This window comes from Thermaerobacter sp. PB12/4term (assembly GCF_003403315.2).
Classification (GTDB): Bacteria; Bacillota; Sulfobacillia; order Thermaerobacterales; family Thermaerobacteraceae; genus Thermaerobacter.
This window is the reverse complement of the sequence record NZ_CP048407.1, coordinates 197418-218575: the sequence shown is the minus strand read 5'-3', so window position 1 is coordinate 218575 and position 21158 is coordinate 197418. Positions and strand designations below refer to the sequence as shown.

Here is a 21158-nt window from a genome sequence, read left to right as displayed (position 1 = left end):
TCCTAATCCGTTGCCAGGGCCGGGACGGGGCGGGCCCGTTCCGGCCTCCGAGCCGGGCGGCCGTCCGGGCGGCGACCGGCTGGAGCGCTGGCGGGGGCGCGTTTTGGCCGTGGTCGGCCTGGGCCAGATCGGCGGCTCCCTGGCCGCCGCCGTCCGCCCCCTGGTGGGCAGGGTGCTGGGGTTCGACCGGGATCCGGCCGCCTTGGACCACGCCCTGGCGGCCGGGTGGGTCGACGCCGGTTCGTCCGCCGGGTTGGACCTGCTCAGAGAGGCCGATGCCGTGGTGCTGGCCGTGCCCCTGGGCGCCATGCCGGCGGTGCTGGAGCAGGCCCGGCCCTTCCTGCGGCCGGGAGTGCTGCTCACCGACACCGGCAGCGTCAAGGGGCCGGTGGTGGCCGCCGCCCGGCAGCACTTGCCCGCCCAGGTGGCTTTTGTGGGTGGCCACCCCATGGCCGGCACCGAGCGGTGGGGCGCCGCCGCGGCTGATCCCGGGCTCTTCCGGGGGTGCACCTGGGTCCTCACCCCCGCCGCCCCCTGGGGCGAAGGGGCGGCCCGGCCCTGGATCCCGCTGCTGGAGGCCGCCGGTGCCCGGGTCCTCCTGATGGATCCCGTGGATCACGACCGGCACGTGGCCCTGGCCAGCCACCTGCCCCTGCTGGTGGCCGCCGCCCTGGCAGGCACCGCCCGCCGGGGCGCCGGAAGCCTCCCCCACCTGGCCGGCCTGGTGGCCGGCGGCTTTCGCGACACCACCCGGGTGGCCGGCGGCCACCCCGTGCTGGGGCGGGACATGCTGCGCGCCAACTGGGTCCATCTGGCCCCGTGGCTCGAGGTTCTGAAGGAAGAACTTGACCGGCTGGCCCGGGCGGTGGTCCCCGCCGGGCCCGGAGAAGGACCGGCGGGGCCGGAAGGCCGCGCCGGGGGGACCGGCGCCGGAGGGGGAGACTTCACCGGGCTGGCCCAGGGGGGCGAAGGGGGCGATCCCCTCTTCCGCTACCTGGACGCGGCCCGCCGCTTCCGGGAGGCCATCCTGCGCCGGCCCGGGCCGCCCGCGGAGACCGCCCGGCCAGGCTCCAGCGAGGATGGGTGACGCCCGTGCACTGCCCAACGCCTGAACCTGAATCCAATCGCCGGCACCGCCGGGCGGGCGGAGCGCCTGGAGATGCCCTGCCCGGAGCGGCGCCCGGACCCGCCGGCGCTCCTGCCCCGGCCGCAGCCACCAAACCAGCCGGGATCCCCGGGGCGGCCCCGGAACCGGCCGCCGGCGACCCCGCCCTGGACTCCGGCCTGGTACGGGTGCGGCCCGCCCGGGATCTGGGCGGCACGCTGCCGGTGCCGGGGGACAAGTCCATCGCCCACCGGGCGGCCCTGCTGGCCGCCGCCGCCGGGGGCCGGGTCGTCCTGGACCATTACGCGCCGGGGCGGGACGCTGCCTCGACCCTGGCGTGCCTTGCCGCCCTGGGGGTCACGGTGCGGCGTCCGGCGCCCCACCAGGTGGTGCTGGAGGGGCCGGGCATCGCCGGCTGGCAGGCTCCCGCAGCTCCCCTGGACGCGGGCAACTCGGGCACCACCATGCGCCTTTTGCTGGGGCTGCTGGCATCCCGCCCCTTCACCGCCACCTTGACCGGGGATGCCTCCCTGTGCCGGCGGCCCATGGACCGGGTGGTCGAGCCCCTGCGCCGCATGGGCGCCCTGATCAGCGGCCGGGAGGGCGGCCGCCGGGCCCCCCTGACCATCCGGGGCGGGGACCTCAGGGCCATCCACCACGACAGCCCCGTGGCCAGCGCCCAGGTCAAGAGCGCCATCCTGCTGGCAGGGCTGTTTGCCGCGGGACGAACCAGCGTCCGCGAGCCCGCCCTCTCCCGCGATCACACCGAGCGGCTGCTGCCCCTCTTCGGCGTCGCCGTGGAGCGGGACGGGCTGCTGGTCGCCGTCGACGGCGGCCAGGTCCTGGCCGCCCCGGCCCGGCTGGCCATCCCCGGCGACCCGTCGGCGGCCGCCTTCTACCTGGCCGCCGCCCTCCTTTGCCCGGGTAGCCGGATCACCCTGCAGGGAGTGGGGGTCAACCCCACCCGGGCGGGGTTCCTGGAGGTGCTGCAGGCCATGGGCGCCCGGGTGCGGGTGAAGGCCGTGCGGGAACTGCAGCCCGGCGCCGGTCCCGCCGGCGACCCGGCGGGGCCGGGCCGGCCGGCCCGGGGAGCGGGGGACGGAGGCCGCCCGGCCCCCGGCCGCGTTCCCCGAGGGCCCGCCGGTTCTTCCGCAACGGCCGGCGGGCCGGGCGAGCCGGTGGCGGACCTCACCGCCGAAACCTCCGAGCTGCGGGCCGTGGACGTGGGCGGCGACCTGATCCCCCGGCTGATCGACGAGATCCCCATCCTGGCGGTGCTGGCCACCCAGGCCCGGGGCACCACCCGCATCCGCGACGCCGCGGAACTGCGGGTCAAGGAAACCGATCGCCTCACGGCCATCGCCGAGGAACTGCGGCGGCTGGGCGCCCGGGTGGACGAGCACCCCGGCGGCCTGGACATCCACGGCCCCACCCCCTTGCGGGGCGCCGTGGTCTCTTCCCGGGGCGACCACCGCATGGCCATGGCCCTGGCCGTGGCCGGGCTGGTGGCGGCCGGCGAGACGGTGATCACCGGCGCCGCCAGCGCCGCCGTGTCGGACCCTGGCTTCTTCAGCAACCTCCGCCGGCTGGGCGCTCCCGTGGAGGGTCCGGAAGGCCTGCCGGGGAGCCCGGAGCCCCAGCCGGCAAGCCCGGTGACCCTGGGGGCAGGCTTGGTTTCCCTGGAAGCAGGCGGTGCAGGTGCGGCACCCGGCTCCCTGCCGGCCCCGGCCGCGGGGGATGAACCGGCATGAGCCGCCCCCCGGCCACCCCCGGCTCGCCGCCGCCGCGGCGGCTGGCGGTCCTGGGCCATCCCATCGGCCACAGCCTCTCGCCCGCCCTGCAGTCTGCCGCCTTCCGGGCGGCGGGCCTGCCCTGGTCGTACCAGGCCTGGGACGTGCCGCCCGGGGACCTGGAGGCCGCCCTGGCCCAGGTGCGGGCCGATCCCCGCTGGGCCGGGGTCAACCTGACCATCCCCCACAAGGAAGCCGCCCTCGCCCTGCTGGACCGGCTCGATCCCGCCGCTCGCCGCATCGGCGCCGTCAACACCGTGGTGCGGGAGGACGGCGGGGCGCTGGTGGGGTACAACACCGACGGGACCGGGTTCCTCCGGGATCTGGAGGAGCACGGCCTCCCCGCCGGCCGCCTAGCCGGCCGGCGGGCCCTGGTCCTGGGAGCCGGCGGTGCCGCCCGGGCCGTGGCCTTCGCCCTGCTGGAAGCCGGCATGGCCGTGGTGATCGCCAACCGGACGGCCGCTCGGGCCCGGGCGCTGGCCCGGGAGCTGGCGCAGGCGCCCGTGGATCCGGGCGCAGCCGGCGGGCCTCCGGCCCGGCCCCACCCCCGGCACGGGATCGCGGGCCCGGCCGGGTCCGGCGACGGGGGCCAGTCCCCGCAACCGGGGAGGCCCGCCGGCGCACGGGATCAAGGTTGCGAGGCTTCCCTGGATCCGGCGCCCGTGGAGGCGCCCGTGGAAGCCCTCTCCTTAGACGACCCGGCCCTGCCGGAGGTGGCCGCCGGCTGCCTGCTGGTGGTCAACGCCACCAGCGCCGGCATGGCGCCCCAGCTGGGGGTGGACCCGCTGCCGGCTACCTGCCGCCCCCTGCCCGGCCAGGTGTATTACGACCTGGTCTACCGGCCGGCCGTCACCCCCTTCCTGGCCCGGGCGGCGGCGGCCGGCGCCCGGGCCATCGGCGGCCTGGGCATGCTGCTGCACCAGGGGGCCGCCGCCTTTGAACTCTGGACGAACCGGCCCGCCCCCCTGGCCGCCATGCGGGCCGCCCTGCAGGCGGCCCTGGCCGCCGGCGACCCGGGTGCCCCCGGGGCCCGGGACGTTCCGGCGGAGGCCTGGGACGGCACGGGCCGGGGGGCGTCATCTCCGGAGCAAGGAGCGTGAACCCGGTGGCCCTGCGGCTGTTGACCGCCGGCGAATCCCACGGACCCGGCCTGGTGGCCGTCCTGGAAGGCGTGCCCCACGGGCTGCCCCTGACGGCCGCCGACATCGACCGCGACCTGGCCCGGCGCCAGCGGGGTTATGGCCGGGGCGGCCGCATGAAGATCGAGCAGGACCGGGTGCGGATCGTGGGCGGGGTGCGCCACGGCCGCACCCTGGGCAGCCCCATCGCCCTGTGGATTCCCAACCGCGACTGGGAGAACTGGAGCCGGGCCATGGCGCCGGAGCCCCCGGACGCCGCCGCCCAGGCCACTGCGGACGGCGACTGGCGCCTGGAACCCGTCACCCGCCCCCGCCCGGGCCATGCCGACCTGGCGGGCGCCCTGAAATACGGCGCCCGCGACATCCGGGACGTCCTGGAGCGGGCCAGCGCCCGGGAGACGGCGGCCCGGGTAGCCGCGGGGGCCGTCGCCCGCAAGCTGCTCGGCCTGTTCGGGGTCCGCATCCAGAGCTACGTGCTGCGCATCGGCGAGGTGGCCATCCCGTCGCCGGTCCTGGAGTACGGCGAGGACGGCCGCCCGCCCGTGGACCCGGGGGCCCTCGAGGAGGCCACCGAAGCCTCGCCGGTCCGCTGCCCGGATCCGGCGGCGTCGGAGCGGATGGTGGAGGCCATCCGGACCGCCGGCCAGGCCGGGGACACCCTGGGGGGCGTGTTCGAGATCCTGGTCACCGGGGTGCCCGTGGGGCTGGGCAGCCACTCCAGCGGCGACCGGCGGCTGGAGGGACGGCTGGCCGGGGCCTTGATGGCGCTGAACGCCATCAAGGGGGTTGAGGTGGGCCTGGGCTTCGCCGCCGCCGCCCTGCCGGGTTCCCGGGTCCACGACCCCATCGGGTTCCGCCCGCCCCGCCTGGAGGGTACGGAACCAGCCCCAGCGGCGCCCGGTCCCGCCCACCCGGCGGCCCGGGCCGCCGCAGCCCGGGCCGGGGCCGACGGCTGGCGCGGCCCGGCGGCCGGGTTCTTCCGGTACCGCAACGGGGCCGGGGGCATCGAAGGCGGCATCACCAACGGCGAGCCCCTGGTCCTGCGGGCGGCGATGAAGCCCATCGCCACCCTGCGCCGGCCCCTGCCGTCGGCCGACCTGCTGACCGGGGAACCCTTCGCCGCCCACCACGAGCGGTCGGACATCTGTGCCGTGCCGGCGGCGGCGGTGGTGGGCGAGGCCATCGTGGCGCTGGAGCTGGCCGCGGCGTGGATCGACAAGTTCGGCGGCGACAGCGTCGACGACATGCTGCGCAACTACATCGCATACTGCGAGCGCCTGGCCGCCTGGGTCGACCGTGCCCCGGCACCGGAGGCGTCCCGGGCTGCCGGTTCCCCTCCGGCGGGCGGGAGCCAGGCCGGCGCCCCCACCCCGGGGAGGGACCCCCGGTGACGGGAAGGCCCCTGCGGCTCGTACTGGTCGGCATGATGGGCGCCGGCAAGACCACCGTGGGACGGGCCCTGGCCGCCCGCCTGGGCTGGGCCTTTCTCGACCTGGACGACCTCGTCGAACAGGCGGCGGGCCGCACCGTCGGCGCCCTCTTCGCCCAGGAGGGGGAGGCAGGGTTTCGGCGCCGGGAGGAACAGGCGCTGGCCTGGGCCCTGGCCCTGGAGCGGGTGGTCATCGCCACGGGGGGCGGGGTGGTGCTCTCGGAGGCGAACCGGGCAAAGCTGGCCGCCGAGCCCTGGGTGGTCTGGCTGGAGGCCCCGCCGGAGGAACTGGCCCGCCGGCTGGCCGGGCAGGAGGCCGCCGGCCGGCCCCTGCTGGCGGGCGCGGCGGCTGAAGCTGTCTCAATGGTGGGTGCCTCTCGGGAGCTGGGCGCTTCCCCGGCCGGCGGGTCGCCGGATCACCCGCCGGCCGTCCTCGCTCAGCGCCTGGCCCAGCTGCTCCAGCAGCGGGCCGGTGCCTACGCGGCCGTGGCCCGGTACCGCATCCCCACCGCCGGCCGGCCGGTGGCGGCGGTCACGGAGGCGGTCCTCGAACACCTCCTACCGGTACCCGTCCCCGGCCCCGCTGCCCGCCCGGGGACCGGCACGACCGCCTTAGGCCCCCACGGCCCCTCAGGTTCCGTGACCACCGCCCCGGGTTCGGTGGCCACCGTCCCGCCGCCCGGCGCCCCGCCGCACGCCCGCGCACCTTCCTCCGCCACGGATCCCGCCGCGGCGCCTTCCGCCGCCGGTCCCGGCACCGTGCCTTCCGCCGCTACGGCTCCCCCCGGGGCGTCTTCCGCGCCTACGGCGCCCGCCGCCGTCGCGGAGCCGGACCTGTTGATCGAGGCGGGGGCCGAGCGCTACCCTCTGTGGGTGCGTCCCGGTGCGGTGGCGGGCACGGGAGCGGGCACGGTGACGGGCACCGCGGGGGAGGTGGGGCTGGAGGCGCTGCTGGCCGCCGCATGGACCGGTGGAGTCCCCGCCGGCGGAACACCGCCCTGGGGGGCTCCGGGCCGGCCGGGTCCGGCGGCTACCCGGGCCACGCCCGGCGCTGCCGGCCTTCTGTCAGGCCCTCCAGCGGCCGGTCCCCTAGCGGAAGAGCGCCCGGCCGGCCAGCCTGGCGGGGGCGCGCCCGTGGCCCTGCTGGCCAGCGATCCCGTGGTGTCCGCCCTCTACGGCGGGCGGGTCGCCCGGGCCCTGGAGCGGGCGGGGTTCCGGGTGGTCCGGGCCGTGGTGCCCGCCGGGGAGGAAGCCAAGTCCCTGGAGTGGGCCTCCCGCCTCTACGACCGGCTGGTGGAAGCCGGCGCGGGCCGCGACGCCTGGGTCTTCGCCCTGGGCGGCGGGGTGGTGGGCGACCTGGCGGGATTCGTCGCCGCCACCTACATGCGGGGCATCGCCTTTGCCCAGCTGCCCACCACGCTCCTCGCCCAGGTTGACGCCAGCGCCGGCGGCAAGGTGGCCGTCAACCACCCGCGGGCCAAGAACCTGATCGGCGCCTTCCACCAGCCGCGGCTGGTGGTGGCCGACCCGGCCACCCTGGCCACCCAGCCCCAGGCCGCTTACCGGGGCGGGCTGGCGGAGATGGTCAAGCACGCCCTGCTGGACGGGGAAGGCCACCTGGCCGCCCTGGAGGCCGCCGTGCCCCGGCTGCTGGACCGCGACCCCCACGGGCTGGCGCCCCTCATCGCCCGCTCGGTGGCCGTCAAGGCGCGGATCGTCGCCCAGGACCCGGAAGAACGCGGCCCCCGCGCCTTCCTCAACCTGGGCCACACCTTTGCCCACGCCCTGGAGGCCGCCGCCGGCTACCGGGTGCCCCATGGCGATGCCGTGGCCGCCGGCCTGGTGCTGGCCCTGGCCTTGTCGGAGCGGCTGGGGATGGCCCCCGCCGGGCTGGCCGGCCGGGTGGAGGAGCTGCTGGCCCGCCTCGGCCTTCCCGTCACCCTGGCCCAGGCTTGCCGGGAATGGGGTGTGGAGCCGCCCACCGCCGCCGAGCTGCTGGGTCGCCTGCAGCATGACAAGAAGAACCGGCAGGGCAGGGTGCGGTTCGTCCTGCTCGGGGCGCCGGGGCAGATCGCCCTGCGGGACGACGTGCCCGAGGCGGTGGTGAAGGAGCTGGTCGGCCGGTCTCTGGCCGGCCGGTCGCCTGCTGCAGGGGCAGGGCGCGCCCAGGTGTAACTGCAGGCGCAGCATGGTCTTCTGGCGGTCTTCCCGGCGCGGTCTTGCGGCGGTCTGCCCGGGATGGCCGCCGGGGTGGCCTTCCGGCGGGATGGCCTTCCGGTGGCCGGCATGGCCTTCCCGCGGCCATCTCGGCGACCATCCGAGCGGCCGTCGCGGCGGCCCTCCCGGCGATCCTGCGGCCCGGCAGGCCGCAGCACGGTAGCAGGACGGTGACCACGGCAGGACCCGTGACGGCAGGAAAACCGGCAGATGGCGAGGTGGACGAAGCGGTGACGACCCCTTTTCAGCCCGGGCCGGCCGGAACGTCCGGCCCGGCCCGGCAGGACGGATCCCCCGGCGCCGCGCCGGCCGAGGCCAGCCCTGGGGGCAGCCCGCAACCTGCCCCGGGCCGGCCCGTTCTGGTCTTGCACGGGCCCAACCTGAACCTGCTGGGTCGCAGGGAACCCGAGGTCTACGGGCACACCAGCCTGGCGGAACTGGACGCCTTGCTGCAAAGGCGGGCCGCCCGCTACGGGGTGCCCGTAGAGTGCTTTCAGAGCAACCACGAAGGCGTGCTGATCGACCGGCTGCACCAGGCGCCCGGCCGGTACCTGGGCGTGATCTTGAACCCCGGCGGTTACGCCCACACCAGCGTGGCCTTACGGGACGCGGTGGCCGCCATCGCCGGCCTAGGGGTGCCGGTGATCGAGGTGCACCTCAGCAACGTTCACGCCCGGGAGCCCTTCCGGCACCGGCTGCTCACGGCAGGCGCCTGCCGCGGCGTGATCAGCGGGCTGGGGGTGACGGGCTACCTGCTGGCCTTGGAGGGGCTGCTGGCCCTGGCCGGCCTGGCGCCCGGGCCCGGGGCCGGGACCGCCGAGGGGCCCTGAGGGGCGGCGGCCGTGACCGCGGGCCGTGGCCCGTCACCGGTGGCCTCTGCCATGACCCGCCCGCCGAGGCCCGTCGCCGGGCGCCGCTGCCATGACCCGCCGCCTCTGCCGTCACCGCTTGCGGCGGCGTCCCGGCCCGGTTCCGCCTTCAGCGCTCGCCGCGACCGCCGGCGCTGGCCGCGGCGCTGCCGCCCCCGCTGCCGTCACCGCTCGCCCCGGTCGGCCCACAGGCGGCTGGCCACCGTGCTGATCACGCTGACCAGCAAGGAGCCGATCAGGGCGGGGACGAACCCCCGGACCTCAAAGCCGTCCACCACCGCCCCCACCAACCAGAACATCAGGGCGTTGACCACGAAGGTAAACAGGCCCAGGGTCACGCAGCCGATGGGCATGGTGAGAAACAGGACCACCGGCCGGATCACCGCGTTGACCAGGCCCAGCACCAGCGCGGCCACCAGCGCCGCCCCCGGCCCCGTGACGTCGATCCCCTCCAGCAGCCAGGCCACCAGCAGGATGGACCCGGCGCTGATCAGCCAGCGCAGCAGCAGGTTCATCGGCCGCCCTCCTTCAACGCTCCTTCAGTTCCCGCCGCCCGGCCGGAGCACGTCCGGCAGCGGGTTGTCCCGCTCAAAGTGCAGCAGGGCGTCCACGGGCGCGTAATCGTCCTGCAGCACCGGAACATCGTCCACCGGCACCGGCCGGTCATAGATCCACCGGGCCGCCGCGGCCAGCGCCTCCAGTTCCGGGTGGCGGGCCGCCCACGCCTCCACCGCCCGGGCCAGTTCCTCCCCGTCCAGGGGGCCGGGCTCCCCCTGGTCGTCCCGGGCCAGGAGGATCACGTTCTGCAGCTCCGCCGGTTCCACCGGCAGAACGGGCATCAGGTACACCTCGGGGAAGACCTCCCGGTAGGTGCGGTAAAAGGCCCGCAGCAGGGCGCTGCGCGGTCCTTCCAGCGCCCCGATGACGTTGGCCACCACGACGCCCCCCGGCGCCAGCCGGGACCGCACTTCCTCCAGGAACTGGCGGGTGGTCAGGTGAAAGGGGATGGCATCGGCGTAGTAGGCGTCAAGCAGCACCAGGTCATACCGCTGGGGCGCCCGCCGGATGAACCGGCGGCCGTCCTCCACGTACACCCGCAGCCGCGGGTCGCCGGGCAGGTGGAAGAACCGTCGGGCCACGTCGACCACCACCGGGTCCAGTTCGGCCACATCGATGGTGACGTCGGGATAGGACGCCAGCACCCGCTTGGGGATCGAGCCGCCCCCCAGACCCACCAGCAGGACCCGCCGGGCGTCGGGCTTGAGCGCCCAGCCGGCATGCATCACGTCCGTGTAGGCGAACCGGGCGGTCACCGGATCGTGGAGGTACATGCCGCTCTGCCACGAGTTGTCAAAGCGCAAGAAGCGGCTGTCCTCCCGGTCTTCCACCCGCAGGTGGTGGTAGAGGGTGTTGCGCTGGTAGACCACCCTGGCCCCGTCCGCGGTCACCGCGGCGGGAGCCGGGGCTGGCACCACGGCCACCCCCAGCACCGCCGCCGCCGGCAGGGCCACCGCCAGGTGGCGCCGCCCGGCCAGCAGCACGGCGGCGCCCGCCAGGATGGCCGCCAGCGCCTTGAGGATGGTGGCCGCCGGCAAAAGGGGGATCAGCCAGAAGGCGGTGGCCAGGGTCCCGGCGATGCTCCCGGCGTTGGAGACGGCGTAGAGGTTCCCCGCCACCCGGCCCAGCCGGTAGGTGGCCGGAGCGGCCAGCCGCACCAGCCAGGGCGAGATGCTGCCCAGCAGAAGCCCCGGCGGGAGGAACAGGACCGCCGAGGCCAGCAGCGCCCCCCAGCGGGGGTCCGCCACCCGGCCCGCCAGGGCGGCGACCCAGGCTTCGCCACGGGCGGCCAGCACCAGGATCCAGGCGCCGGCCAGCACCAGCACCAGGGCCGGACCCGCCCGGGCCGGCCAGCGGTCGGCCGCCAGGCCGCCCAGGGCGTAACCGGCGCTAAGGGCGGCCAGCACTACGCCGATCAGACTGCCCCAGACGAAAATGGAACTCCCCAGGCTCGGCGCCAGGAGCCGGCTGCCCAGCAGTTCGAGGGCCATCAGGACGGCCCCGGCAAAGAACGCGGTCAGGGCCAGCATGACATGCCTCCATCCCGGCGGCCGGCGGGCAGCCCCCAAGCACGGGCGCGCGGGCTGCCGCCCCGCCGACCTCTCCCGAGCCTTCCCTATTCCTACCGGCAGCCAGGCACCGCTCCGGCCGGGCGGGCCAGGGGGCACGCCCAGGGGCGCCGGGGCGCTCCCGTGCCCCGCCGCACCGGCTTTGGCAGGCGCAGGTTGTGCACCGGGAAGAGGCTTCGCCGCGGGCCCTTCCGGCCCCTACCGGGCCGCTAGAAACCTCCCGCCCCCTGGCCGGCCGGCTCCGCGGGGCGCAGCCGGGCAAAGGGAACGGCCCCGCGGGGGCCGGGTTCGTCCCACTCCAGCCGGAATGCCCCGGCCGCCCGGCGGAAGAACGCTGCCACCGCGGAGCCCAGGCCCTGCCCGCCACCGGCTCCTGGCAGCCCCGTCACCCCACCCGGCAGGCCGGGCCGGCCGTCCAGCGGCACGCCCGGTTCCTCGCCCTCATCCCCCGCGTCCAGCCGGACCAGGATCTCCAGGCCGGCGCCCAGGGAGGCGATCCAGGGCAGCACCGCGGCCGCCGCCAGCAGGCCGGCCGGCGAGGTGATGGCGCGGGCCGGGCGCCCGGTGGCCCGTACGGCCCCCCAGGCGGCCGGGATGGCGTAACCGGGCTGGCCCAGGCGGACCGGCACCAGCAGGGACCGGGGACCGGGGACCGGCAGCAGGTTGGCTTCGACCACGCTAAGGGCCCCGGGTTCGGCCGCCGTCAGGCGCGGTTCCAGGCCGGCGAACCAGGCGGCTATAGCCTCCGGCACCATCTGGGGTGCGGCAGCCAGGTCATCCTTGAGCCGGGCCACCTCCCGGCGGCGCTGCTCGGGCCCGGTGGCGCCCAGGTAGACCTCGGGCCCGCCCGGACGGGCCTGCTCGGCTTCCACCCGCCGGGCCAGAGCAGCCAGCACAGGGGCGGCATCGCCCGGCAGGGCCAGCCAGACGGGCGTGTTGCGGCCGAGCCGCTCGGCATCCCGGTCGATGTGCACCACCCGCCCCTTCAGCTGCAGGTCGCCGTGCTCGGCCGGGGACAGGGTGGTGCCCACCACCAGCAGCACGTCGGCCTCCTCCAGCCAGCGCCGGGCGGGGGCGGCACCCAGTCCCTCGACGGCCAGGGGGTGTTCCGCCGGGAGCAGCCCCCGGCCGGCCAGGGTCAGGAAGACGGGCGCACCCAGGGTTTCGGCCAGCCGCCGCAGGCTTTCGGCAGCCCCTGCAGCGCCGCCCCCGGCGATGATGGCCGGCTGCCGGCCCCGCACCAGGGCTGCCGCCACCTGGTCGATCCAGCGGCGGTCGACGAAGGTCTCGGGCCCGGCCGTGCCGTCCCGCCGCCCTCCGGGTCCGGCCGGGTCACCGTACGCGCCGTCCGCACCAGTCTGGCCGGCCCGGCCGCCGGCCGGATCGCCCCCACCGTCGCCCGGGCCGGACAGGCCGGCAAGAAGGCCCCCGGCCAGACCCGCGGCCGGGTCTCCGGTCGGTTCCTCCCCAACGGCGGGGCCCGGGGCGCCGGCCCACCGCCGGGCGGCAGCCGGTCCTGAAGCGGTCCCCGACGGGGGGACGGCGGTCAGGCGCGGCAAGGCCTCGACGGCCAGCTCGATGAGCAGCGGGCGGGGGCGGCGCCGGGCGAGGTCGGTGAAGGCGGCCTCCAGCACCAGGTCCAGGTCCTCCGGCCGGTCCACCCGGGTGTTCCAGCCGGTGACCGGCTCGGTGAGGCGCAGGGTGTCAGGCAGGGCACCCGCCCGCTCCCGGCCGGCCTCCAGGTCAGCGGCGGTGCCGCCCCGGACCAGCACCACCAGGGGGACGGAATCGGCGTCGGCTACGGCCAGGGCCGGGAGCATCCCGTTCAGTTCCGCGCCCGACCCGGCCACCAGCACCGCCGGCCGCCCCGTGGCTCGGGCGGCACCGTCGGCGGCGGCGGCCGCCAGGGGGGCGGGCAGGGGCTCCCCGGCCGTCACCACCAGAGCCGGCTCATAGGGGCGCAGGCGGCTGATGAGCCCTTGTTCCCAGAAGCGGTCCATGGTCCTCACTTCCTCACGTTTCCGAATTGGCGAGCGGGGGCGCTCGGGGCCCACGGTTGGCGGAACCGGCCCCGGCGGCACCCTGCGGGTCCCGGCTCACCCCTGGCCCGGCATCCCGCCGGGCGTGCAGGGAGCCCGTCCCTCAGGCGGGATCGCCACCACCGCCGGTGGCTGTTTCCCCGGCATCGCCGCCGGGCGGGCCGGTGTCCGGTGTGGGAAGGCGGTGGAAGGCCCGGTAAACGGTGCGGGCCGCCGCCCGGTTCATCCCCGGTACGGCCGCCAGCTCGTCCTCGCTTGCCCGGGCGATGGCCTCCAGGGAGCCGAAGGCCTCCAGCAGCGCCTTCCTCCGCCGGGACCCGATGCCCGGCAGTTCCTCCAGCACCGAGTGCAACCCGGCCCGCTGGCGCAGCTGCCGGTGGTAGCTCAAGGCGAAGCGGTGGGCCTCGTCCCGGATCCGCTGCAGCAGGTGCAGCGCGGGGGAGTCCCGCGGGATCACGATGGGATCCGGCCGGTCCGGAGCGTAAACCAGCTCGAACCGCTTGGCCAGGGCGAAGACGGGAATGTCCACCAGCCCCAGGCGGTCCAGGACCTCCTGGGCGGCCGACAGCTGCCCCTTGCCCCCGTCGATCAGGATCAGGTCCGGCAGGTCGGCAAAGCCCCGCAGCTCCGCGGCGCCGGGATCGCCGGCGGGAGTCCGGCCGGCTCCGCCGACGGCGGTCCCGGAGAGACCCGCCCCGGCCCGGTCGGCCCCGGCCTGTCCCGCCCCTGCCTCACCCGCGCCGGCCTGGCCGGGCGCAAGCGGCGGTGCCGCGGGGGTCTCCCCGGCCGGGGCCCCGGAGGCCGGCAGGTCGCCTTCCCCGGCGCCGGCCGTGGAGGGCACGTCGCCTTCCACGGGCACCCCCTGGGCCTCCAGGCCGCGCCGCAGGCGGCGGTAGAGCACCTCCTGCATGCTGGCGAAGTCGTTGGGTGCTTCCACCGTGCGGATGCGGAAGCGGCGGTATTCGGCCTTGGCCGGCTCGCCGCGGATCATCACCACCATGGAGCCGACCGGCTGGGCACCCTGGAAGTTGGAGATGTCGTAGCACTCGATGCGCCGCGGCGGCTCGTCCAGGTCCAGGTATCGGGCCAGCTCCTCCAGGGCCCGCCGGGCCCGGTCCTGGCGCACCTGGTCGTCCGTCTCCGCCTGGGCCAGCAGCAGGCGGGCGTTGTGCTCGGCCAGTTCGACCCACCGGCGCCTGGTGCCCCGCTGGGGCCGGTGCAGGCGCACCTGAACACCCCGGCGCTGGCTGAGCCACCGGCCGATGACCTCCGCCTCGCCCGGGGGCAGCTCGGCGGGCAGCAGGATCTCCCGCGGAACGAAGGTCGCCCGCCCGTAGTACTGGGTCAGGAACGCCGCCAGCAGCTCCCCGTCGTCTAGGCCGTCGACGCCCGTCATGGACAGCTGCTCGCGACCGATGATCCGTCCTTCCCGCACGAAGAAGACCTGGGCGTGGGCCCGGTCGCCCTGGCGGGCGATGCCGATGGCATCTTCCTCCGCCCGGCGGGGGCTGGCCACCTGCTGCCGCTCCAGGACCTGGTGCAGCGCCCGCAGCTGGTCGCGCAGCTCGGCGGCCCGCTCGAACTCCCAGCGGGCGGCGGCGGCCTGCATCTCCGCCTCCACCCGTTCCAGGACCTCCCGCGACCGGCCCTCCAGGAAGGCGATGAGGTCGCGGATCATGGCGTCGTACCGGTCCCGGTCGCACAGGGCGGCACACGGAGCCAGGCAGCGGCCGATGTAGTAGTGCAGGCACGGCCGGCCGCCCCGCCGCAGCCGGTGATCGGAGCAGCTGCGGTAGGGGAAGACCCGGCGGATCAGCCGCAGGGCTTCCTGCAGCGACGCGGAGTAGGTGTAGGGCCCGAAGTAGCGGGCGCCATCGTCCTGCACCTGCCGTGCGATGCTGACCCGGGGCCAGTCCTCATGGACGTGGACCTTCAGGTAGGGATAGGTCTTGTCGTCCCGCAGCCGGACGTTGTAGCGCGGCCGGTACCGCTTGATCAGGGTGTTTTCCAGAACCAGCGCCTCGACCTCGTTGCGGGTCACGATGAACTCCAGGCCGGCCGCCCGCTCCACCATGCGCTGGATGCGGGCCGGCAGGTGGCGGGAGGACTGGAAATACGACCGGACCCGCTGGCGCAGGGAGCGCGCCTTGCCCACGTAGAGCACCTGGCCCTGGGCGTCCTTGAACAGGTACACGCCGGGCTGCTCGGGCAGGTCCGCAGCCCGCTGGCGGAGGGACGCTCCTGTCCCCCCCGTCCCGCCGGGCGGCTCCGGATGGCGGGCGGGCACCGGGTCCCCGGGGAGAACGGGCCGGCCGGAGGGCACCGGTTCGGCCGCGGGACCCCGCTGGCCGGCGGGCCCCAACCCGCCCGCTGGCCCGCGCTCGCCCGCGGGCCCGAGCTCGCCGGTGGCCACCGCCCCACCCCCCGACGGGGGCTGGGGTTCGCCGCGCTGTCGCCTGTCCGGCACCATCCCGCCTCCTTTCGCCCGGTTTGGCCCGTCTCCCGGCGGGCTTCTCTCGCCGCAGATTTGATGATAGCACGATCCGCAGCCCTTGACCGAACACCCATTCCCTCCTACAATGCCTGGCAGGGAACGCATGTTCGCACCCGGTCCAGGTCGGCAGGGAGGTGGTGGTCCCGTGCGTCCCCGCACTCGCCGCATCCAGTACCGCTGGCTGCCCTGTAAGAGCCTGGTCAACCGCGTCTCCGGAATGCCCTTTCAGTGGAGCATCAACCCCTACCGCGGGTGCACCCACGGCTGCGTGTACTGCTATGCCCGCGCAACCCATCCCTATCTGGGGCTCGACGGCGGCCTGGACTTCGAATCGGTGATCTTCGTGAAGCAGGGTGCGGTGGAAGCCCTGCGCCGGGACCTGGCCCGGCCGGGCTGGAACCGGGAGATGGTGGCCATCGGCACCGCCACCGACCCTTACCAGCCCATCGAGGGGAAATACCGTTTGATGCGCGGCATCCTGCGGGCACTGATCGACGCCGAAACCCCCTTCTCCATCACCACGAAAAACACCCTGGTCCTGCGCGACCTGGACCTGCTGGCCGAGGCCAGCCGCCGGGCGGGCTGCACGGTGAACATCTCCATCCCGACGGTCGATCCCGGCCTGTGGCGCCAGCTGGAGCCCGGCACCCCCCACCCGGCTCAGCGGCTGCGGGTCCTGGAGCGCCTGCGGGCCGCTGGAATCCGGGCTGGCGTCTTCCTGGCCCCCATCCTGCCCGGCATCACCGACGACCGGCTCCACCTGGAAGCCGTGGTGAAAGCGGCCGCGCAGCACGGGGCGGCCTTCCTGTGGCCGGGGGTCATGCACCTGGCGCCCGGCGTGCGGGAGTGGGTCTTCCCGGCCCTGGCTCGGTTGCGGCCCGATTTGATGCCCATGTACCGGGCCCTCTATCGGGGGAGGGAGGCGGCACCCTTCTACCGGGAAAGCGTGCTCCGGCGGGTCGAAGAGTTGAAAACCCGGTGGGGTCTGGCCGGACCGCGGCCGGACGGTGTACACCGGGTCACCCCGCCGGCCGGGACCGCCCCTTCCGCCAGCGGTGACGCCGGCCGGGCGGCCGCCCCCACCCGGCCCCCTGCCCCGGTTACCACGGTGCCCGTCGCCGCCATGGCGGGCGTGACGGCCCTCCTCCCGATGCTCCCGCGGGCGAACCGGCCGGCAGGCCCCGGGCCTGCCACCCGCCAGCCCGGCACCGCCCAGCGCTCCGCCACCGCCGGCGGGTTGGAACAGCCTGCCCGCGCCGCCACCCGGGACAGGAAGCCGGCCGGCGCCTCGGGCCGCACCCCTGCGCCCGGTCGCCCGGTCCGCCCCGGGCACCGGGACCGGCGATCCCGCGGTGTTCCCGGCCAGATCGCCCTGCCGTTGCCCGGCGTTTGAAGCCGGCCTGCATCGCCGGCCCCGCGAAGGATGAAGTCAAAATAATCTGCCGGCCTGGTGACCATACCGTCTATGGAGAAGGAAACCGGCGGCGCTACCGTCGAAGATGGGCCGGTAGCTCTTAAGGATCCGGTTTGTGCATGCATCCGGGCGCGGCGCTGGGTGCACGGATGCAGGTCATTTCGGGCGGCGGAGGGATGGTCGTTGGCGACGGAACCGCCCAAGCAGCCGGCCTTACCCCCGGCGGGAGCGCCGGGGCCGGCCGGGCCGGCCTGGTCCACCCTGGTGGGGCTCCTCAACATCCTGGCCGGCGCGGGTGTGCTCTGGCTCGTCTGGTGGGTGCTCTCCCACTTTGGCCGCACCCTGGCCCTGCTCGGACTGGCGGGGGTGCTGGCGTTTCTGCTGGAACCGGCCGTCAGCTTCCTGGAGCGGGGCATGCGCAGCCGGGCCCTGGCCGCCCTGTTGCTCTACCTGGCTTTTGTTGCGCTGCTGGCCCTGGGCGTGGTCTACCTGGCCGGCCCCATCAAGGAGCAGGCCCAGGAGCTGTTCTGGTCCGTGCCGCGCTACCGGCAGCAGGTGGCGGAAGCGGTGCCCATCCTGCAAAACTACATGGAGCTCCTGCGGGAATTCCTGGCGCGCTACGGGGTCAGCGTGGAGCCCCAGGATCTCGCCGGCCAGTTCCTGCAGCGGGTGGCCGGCAGCACCAACCGCATCCTGGCCGGCGTGACCGCGCTGGTCACCGGCATCGGCACCACCCTGGCCAACGCCGTGCTGGTGCTGGTGATCTCCATCTACCTGGTGGTCGACGGTTCCGGGCTCAACAGGCAGATGCTGGGTTACCTGCCCGCCCGGTACCGCCGGCCCGTCCGCCGCGCCCAGTCGGTGGCCTTGCGGGTCTTCGGCGGCTACCTGCGGGGCCAGCTGCTGCTGGGCCTGATCATCGGCCTGGTGGTCGGAATCGGCATGAGCCTTCTGGGCATTCCTTACCCGGCCCTGCTGGGCGTCATCGCGGGGGTTATGGAGCTGCTGCCCATCGTGGGCGCCGTCCTGGGTGCCATCCCGGCCATCCTGGTGGCCCTGTTCCAGCCGTGGCCTGCCGTCCTCTACGTGACCCTGTTCTTCATCGTGGTCCAGCAAGTGGAGGGCAACCTGCTGGTGCCCCGCATCACGGGCCAGGCCGTCGGGCTCCACCCCCTGGCCACCCTGCTGGCCCTGCTGGCCGGCTACGAAGTGGCCGGTGTCCTGGGGGCGATCCTGGCGGTGCCGGTGGCCGCCGTCGCCCAGGCACTGCTGCGGGAGTTCAACCCGCCCGACCCGGACCCCGGCGAACCCGGCGGTGGGGGCAACCGGGGGAAACCCCGCCGCCCCAGTCGTGCGCCCCGCCCCGTGGGGGCTCAAGCTCCAGCCCCGCCCGGGGACGCTGAAGACCCGGGCCGCGAGGCGAACGAACCGGCCGGTGCCGGATCGCCCGGGCCCCTGCCCCCGGAACGCCGCGAGCAGGAACCGGCCCGCGAGGGGCAAGACCCGCCGCCCCCCGCCCGCGGCCCGCGGGTCGTCATCACCCGCCGGCCCGCCTGAGAGCGGCCGGTTTATCGCCCCGCGGCCCGGGCCACGGCGCCGCCGTCCCGGGAGGCCGGGCGATCCCCGGTGGCCAGGCCGTCCACGGCGGCCATCCCATCCGGCGGCGCCGCCCCGGGCAGCTGCCCGCCCGTGCCCGACCGGCCGGCCTGGCGCTCCAGATGCTGGCGCAGGAACCGGCCCGTGTACGAGGCGGGTTCGGCCATGATGGCCTCGGGCGGCCCCTCGGCCACCACCCGGCCGCCACCGTCGCCCCCCTCGGGCCCCAGGTCGATGACCCAGTCGGCCACCTTGACCACGTCCAGGTTGTGCTCGATGACGATCACCGTGTCCCCGGCGTCCACCAGCCGCTGCAGCACGTCCACCAGCCGGTGAATGTCGGCGAAGTGCAGCCCCGTGGTCGGCTCGTCCAGGATGTAGACCGTGCCGCCGTCGGACCGGCGGGAGAGCTCGGTGGCCAGCTTGACCCGCTGGGCTTCCCCGCCGGAGAGCTCCGTGGCCGGCTGGCCCAGCCGGATGTACCCCAGCCCCACGTCGTACAGGGTTTGCAGCTTCCGCTGCACCCGGGGCACCGCGGCAAAGAACTCCAGCGCCTCTTCCACCGTCATGTCCAGCACGTCGGCGATGGACTTGCCCTTGTACTTGATCTCCAGGGTCTCGCGGTTGTATCGCTTGCCCTTGCACACCTCACACGGCACGTAGACGTCGGGCAGGAAGTGCATCTCGATCTTGATGATGCCGTCGCCCTTGCAGGCCTCGCAGCGGCCGCCCCGCACGTTGAAGCTGAACCGTCCCTTGGTGTAACCCCGCATCCGGGCCTCGGGGGTGGCCGCGAAAAGCTCGCGGATGAAGTCGAAGACGCCGGTGTAGGTGGCGGGGTTCGACCGCGGCGTCCGCCCGATGGGCGACTGGTCTACGTTGACCACCTTGCGGACGTGTTCCAGGCCCTCGATGCCCTCGTGCTCGCCGGGCCGCGTCCTGGTGCCGTAGACGTGCTGGGCCAGGCGCCGGTAGAGGATGTCGTTGACCAGGGTCGACTTGCCGCTGCCCGACACGCCCGTTACACACACCAGCAGGTTGAGGGGGAAGCGCACGTCGATGCCCTTGAGGTTGTGCTCCCGCGCTCCCTTCACCACCAGCCACCGGCCATTGGGCTGCCGCCGCCGTTCCGGCACCGGGATGGCCCGGCGGCCCGAGAGGTACTGGCCCGTCACCGACTCGGGGCAGCGGATCACATCCTGAAGCGTGCCGGCCACCACCACCCGGCCGCCGTGCTCCCCGGCACCCGGCCCGATGTCGACGATGAAGTCGGCGGCCTCCATCATGTCCTGGTCGTGCTCCACCACCACCAGGGTGTTGCCCAGGTCCCGGAGGCGCTGCAGCGTGGCGATCAACCGCGCGTTGTCCCGCTGGTGCAGGCCGATGCTGGGTTCGTCCAGGATGTAGAGCACGCCCACCAGGCCCGACCCGATCTGGGTGGCCAGCCGGATGCGCTGGGCCTCGCCGCCCGACAGGGTGCCGGCCGGGCGGTCCAGGGTGAGGTAATCCAGCCCCACGTCGGCCAGGAAGTGGAGCCGCGCCCGGATCTCCTTGATGACCTCCCGGGCGATCACCGCCTCCCGCTCCGTCAGCCGGAGTTGGTCCAGGAAGCCCAGCAGCTGGCGCACGGACATGGCCGTCACCTGGGCGATGTTCTTGCCTCCCACGGTGACCGCCAGGGATTCGGGCCGCAGGCGGGCCCCGCGGCAGGCCGGGCAGGGGTGGGCGCTCATGTACTGCTCGATCTCTTCCCGCTGGAAGTCCGTGGTGGCTTCCCGGTAGCGCCGCTCCAGGTTGGCCACCACGCCGTCGAACTGGACGTACCGGTCCCGCACCCGCCCGTACCGGTTCTCGTAGCGGAAGCGGATGGGTTCCGGGGTGCCGTAGAGCAGCACCCGGATGAACTCCTCCCCCGCCTCCTCCAGTGGCGCCTCCCAGTCGACCCCGAAGTGGCGCGCCACCGCCATCAGCAGCTGCGGGTAGTAGTTGGAGGTTCCCCGGCTCCAGGGCACCACCGCGCCGGCTGCCAGGGACTTGCGCCGGTCGGGGATCACCAGCTCGGGGTCGATCTCCAGCCGGCTGCCCAGCCCGGAGCACTCCGGGCAAGCCCCGTACGGGCTGTTGAAGGAGAACATGCGGGGGCTGAGCTCTTCCAGGCTGGTGCCGCACTCGGGGCAGGCAAAGCGCTGGCTGAAGAGCATGGCCTCCCCGTCCAGCACATCGATCAGCACCAGCCCGTCGGCCAGCCCCAGGGCCGTCTCGATGGAGTCGGCTAGGCGGGACCGGGCCCCCGGCCGCACCACGATGCGGTCGACCACCACTTCAATGGTGTGTTTCTTGTTCTTCTCCAGCTTGAAACCCGGCGGCAGCTCGGCCAGCTCCCGCACCTGGCCGTCCACCCGCACCCGGACGAACCCGGCCCGCCGGGCCTCGTCGAAGACCTTCTCGTGCTCGCCCTTCCGCCCCCGGACCAGGGGCGCCAGGACCTGCACCCGGGTGCCTTCGGGCAGCTCCAGCACCCGGTCCACCATCTGCTCCACCGTCTGCTGGCTGATGGGCCGGCCGCAGTTGGGGCAATGGGGATGCCCCACCCGGGCGAAGAGCAGCCGCAGGTAGTCGTAGATCTCCGTCACCGTGCCCACGGTGGAGCGGGGGTTGCGGGTCGTGGTCTTCTGGTCGATGGAGATGGCCGGCGACAGCCCCTCGATCATGTCCACGTCCGGCTTGTCCATCTGGCCCAGAAACTGGCGGGCGTAGGCGGACAGCGATTCCACGTACCGCCGCTGGCCCTCGGCATAGAGGGTGTCGAAGGCCAGCGAGCTCTTGCCGCTGCCGCTGAGGCCGGTGAGGACGATCAGCTTGTCCCGGGGCAGCTCCAGGTCGATGTTCTTCAGGTTGTGCTGCCGCGCCCCGCGGATGACGATCCGGTCCTGTGCCATG

The 21158-nt window shown here is 75.0% G+C and carries 13 protein-coding genes; 8 read left to right on the top strand and 5 right to left on the bottom strand.

What is annotated here, in order from left to right:
• Positions 1–10: 10 nt before the first annotated feature.
• The 6 genes from DYI95_RS00925 (at position 11) to aroQ (ending at position 8510) form a co-directional block, all read left to right on the top strand.
• Positions 11–1087 (top strand): prephenate dehydrogenase, encoded by a 1077-nt coding sequence (locus DYI95_RS00925; protein ID WP_116901243.1) that lies wholly within the window; start codon positions 11–13, stop codon positions 1085–1087.
• A gap of 5 nt (positions 1088–1092) precedes the next feature.
• On the top strand, positions 1093–2856 hold the full coding sequence (aroA, locus tag DYI95_RS00920) for a 3-phosphoshikimate 1-carboxyvinyltransferase (RefSeq protein WP_116901244.1): 1764 nt from the start codon (positions 1093–1095) through the stop codon (positions 2854–2856).
• Positions 2853–3995 (top strand): shikimate dehydrogenase, encoded by a 1143-nt coding sequence (locus tag DYI95_RS12880; RefSeq protein WP_116901245.1) that lies wholly within the window; start codon positions 2853–2855, stop codon positions 3993–3995. The genes aroA and DYI95_RS12880 overlap by 4 nt, the downstream gene beginning before the upstream one ends.
• A gap of 5 nt (positions 3996–4000) precedes the next feature.
• Positions 4001–5425 carry a chorismate synthase gene (gene aroC, locus DYI95_RS00910; protein WP_116901298.1) on the top strand — a complete coding sequence of 475 codons (1425 nt, stop codon included), beginning with the start codon at positions 4001–4003 and terminating at the stop codon, positions 5423–5425.
• Complete coding sequence (gene aroB / locus DYI95_RS00905; protein WP_116901246.1) at positions 5422–7638, top strand: 3-dehydroquinate synthase; 2217 nt, start codon at positions 5422–5424, stop codon at positions 7636–7638. The genes aroC and aroB overlap by 4 nt, the downstream gene beginning before the upstream one ends.
• 272 nt (positions 7639–7910) lie before the next feature.
• On the top strand, positions 7911–8510 hold the full coding sequence (gene aroQ / locus DYI95_RS00900; protein WP_243149786.1) for a type II 3-dehydroquinate dehydratase: 600 nt from the start codon (positions 7911–7913) through the stop codon (positions 8508–8510).
• A gap of 203 nt (positions 8511–8713) precedes the next feature.
• On the opposite strand, the gene DYI95_RS00895 is transcribed toward aroQ, so the two are convergent.
• The 4 genes from DYI95_RS00895 to uvrC form a co-directional block, all read right to left on the bottom strand.
• A complete protein-coding gene (locus DYI95_RS00895) occupies positions 8714–9064 on the bottom strand; it encodes a phage holin family protein (protein WP_116901247.1) in 351 nt (116 codons plus the stop codon).
• Positions 9065–9088: 24 nt separating this feature from the next.
• Positions 9089–10636, bottom strand: coding sequence for a fused MFS/spermidine synthase (locus tag DYI95_RS00890; RefSeq protein WP_116901248.1), 1548 nt, complete (start codon positions 10634–10636; stop codon positions 9089–9091).
• A 248-nt stretch (positions 10637–10884) separates the two neighbouring features.
• Complete coding sequence (locus DYI95_RS00885) at positions 10885–12675, bottom strand: thiamine pyrophosphate-binding protein (RefSeq protein WP_116901249.1); 1791 nt, start codon at positions 12673–12675, stop codon at positions 10885–10887.
• A gap of 142 nt (positions 12676–12817) precedes the next feature.
• Positions 12818–15184, bottom strand: coding sequence for an excinuclease ABC subunit UvrC (uvrC, locus tag DYI95_RS00880; RefSeq protein WP_243149785.1), 2367 nt, complete (start codon positions 15182–15184; stop codon positions 12818–12820).
• Between the two features lie 169 nt (positions 15185–15353).
• Here uvrC and DYI95_RS00875 point away from each other — a divergent pair, with 169 nt between their 5' ends.
• The gene (locus tag DYI95_RS00875) at positions 15354–16601 is read left to right on the top strand and encodes a radical SAM protein (RefSeq protein WP_243149784.1); all 1248 of its coding nucleotides are present in this window, start codon (positions 15354–15356) and stop codon (positions 16599–16601) included.
• Between the two features lie 204 nt (positions 16602–16805).
• Positions 16806–18179 (top strand): AI-2E family transporter, encoded by a 1374-nt coding sequence (locus DYI95_RS00870; RefSeq protein WP_116901251.1) that lies wholly within the window; start codon positions 16806–16808, stop codon positions 18177–18179.
• Positions 18180–18190: 11 nt separating this feature from the next.
• Here the strand turns inward: DYI95_RS00870 and uvrA are convergent, their stop codons facing one another.
• Entirely contained in the window at positions 18191–21157 is a 2967-nt protein-coding gene (gene uvrA, locus DYI95_RS00865; RefSeq protein WP_116901252.1) for an excinuclease ABC subunit UvrA, read from the bottom strand.
• Position 21158: the final 1 nt, after the last annotated feature.

Coding starts and splice junctions, on each gene's coding strand:
- uvrA (WP_116901252.1), bottom strand. CDS start 21,157: ATGGCACAGGACCGGATCGTCATCCGCGGGGCGCGGCAGCACAACCTG.
- DYI95_RS00895 (WP_116901247.1), bottom strand. CDS start 9,064: ATGAACCTGCTGCTGCGCTGGCTGATCAGCGCCGGGTCCATCCTGCTG.
- uvrC (WP_243149785.1), bottom strand. CDS start 15,184: ATGGTGCCGGACAGGCGACAGCGCGGCGAACCCCAGCCCCCGTCGGGG.
- DYI95_RS00885 (WP_116901249.1), bottom strand. CDS start 12,675: ATGGACCGCTTCTGGGAACAAGGGCTCATCAGCCGCCTGCGCCCCTAT.
- DYI95_RS00890 (WP_116901248.1), bottom strand. CDS start 10,636: ATGCTGGCCCTGACCGCGTTCTTTGCCGGGGCCGTCCTGATGGCCCTC.
- DYI95_RS12880 (WP_116901245.1), top strand. CDS start 2,853: ATGAGCCGCCCCCCGGCCACCCCCGGCTCGCCGCCGCCGCGGCGGCTG.